3 protein-coding genes are annotated in these 1,110 nt (G+C 46.8%); all 3 read left to right on the forward strand.

Annotated elements, in window-relative coordinates; genetic code table 11:
• Positions 1-221, forward strand: a 221-nt coding sequence (locus tag F6K38_RS42820; protein ID WP_287254330.1) for a hypothetical protein, incomplete at its 5' end; no start/stop codon positions are given.
• A gap of 181 nt (positions 222-402) precedes the next feature.
• The gene (locus tag F6K38_RS42825) at positions 403-684 is read left to right on the forward strand and encodes a tellurite resistance TerB family protein (RefSeq protein WP_008185472.1); all 282 of its coding nucleotides are present in this window, start codon (positions 403-405) and stop codon (positions 682-684) included.
• Between the two features lie 163 nt (positions 685-847).
• The coding region (locus F6K38_RS42830) for a hypothetical protein (protein ID WP_287360994.1) at positions 848-1,110 on the forward strand (263 nt) is incomplete at its 3' end.

Consider the following 1,110-nt stretch of genomic DNA (forward strand, 5'->3'; position numbering starts at 1 on the left):
GGACGCTCCTATTTGCCTCCGGCTTGAATATTGTTTTACTCTCTGGAGCAGACAGGGATGGGAGTTATTCACACCGAAGCATAAACCAAAGTCGAAAAAACAAGCGAGACCACGCTAAAAAGACTCAAGAGCCCATGGTCGAAGATGAAGTGAGCCTCCTTGGGAGGAGCTTAGCTAATGCTTCTGAGTTAGAAGCATCTTATATTAATCTCCCGTTTTGAGGTTTTTTTTGGGCTTAAGTATCCGAAACATTGAGGGATGATAATGATTGAGTCTGAGACGTGAGTCCGCCATCTATCGGAATCAGCGCTCCAGTCATAAATGATGCACCATCTTGGGAAAGAAAATAAACAACACTAGCTATGTCTTTCTGCCTGTTACCATAGCAATACCGAGTATGACATGGCAAAAGATTACCCGGCAGATGATGATCTACTTGAGGTTCTTGCCCAGGCCCCCACTCTAGACAAAAACGGTCGTCGTGCGATTATTTATGCGGCCATTAAGGCTTGTGCTGCTGATGCAGAATATCATCCGGATGAACAGGCATCAGTCCACAAAATGGCCCAATATCTTGGCATTGAAGAAGATGTCGTTAATCAGATTGAGGAAATTTGCATGTCCGAAGCTGAGATGCGAAAAAAACGGATTGCTGTAATGTTCCCTGAAGGCATCCCTTATTAGACTTGTTATTGTTAGTGGCTGCTCGCAGGATTGGCGATCGCAATCAAGCTTTGGGGATTAGGAGTACCTCAATTGAGAGTAATTATGTTGTTGAATTAGTTACATTTCAACAACATAATCGCCCTTATAGAATTAAGGAATTCCCAACCCCTTACCCTAGCGAATGGGTAGGGGAAAGGATCGCTTTTTCTCCAAAGCTAGTCTCGCGCTGCTGCCCTCAAAGCCGTTAGGCATCCCAGGTCGTAGGTACCGTTTGTCACTGGGAGTCAGAGCGGGGCGATCGCCCCGCTCTGACTCCCAGTCGCCAAGGTCACAGATGCTGATTATGGTAGCGCTTGCTCGTGAGTCCAAGTCCTTTGAGTTGCGAGGTTCTCAAGGCTGGGTTGGGATGGTGGCGCGATCACTAGTGGCGAGGTCTAGAGAAAT

The organism is Moorena sp. SIO3B2, from assembly GCF_010692525.1.
In the GTDB taxonomy this organism is placed as follows: Bacteria; Cyanobacteriota; Cyanobacteriia; order Cyanobacteriales; family Coleofasciculaceae; genus Moorena; species Moorena producens.

Bases quoted from the DNA above. Each gene is read 5' to 3' on its own strand.
- F6K38_RS42825 (WP_008185472.1), top strand. From the start codon at position 403: ATGGCAAAAGATTACCCGGCAGATGATGATCTACTTGAGGTTCTTGCC.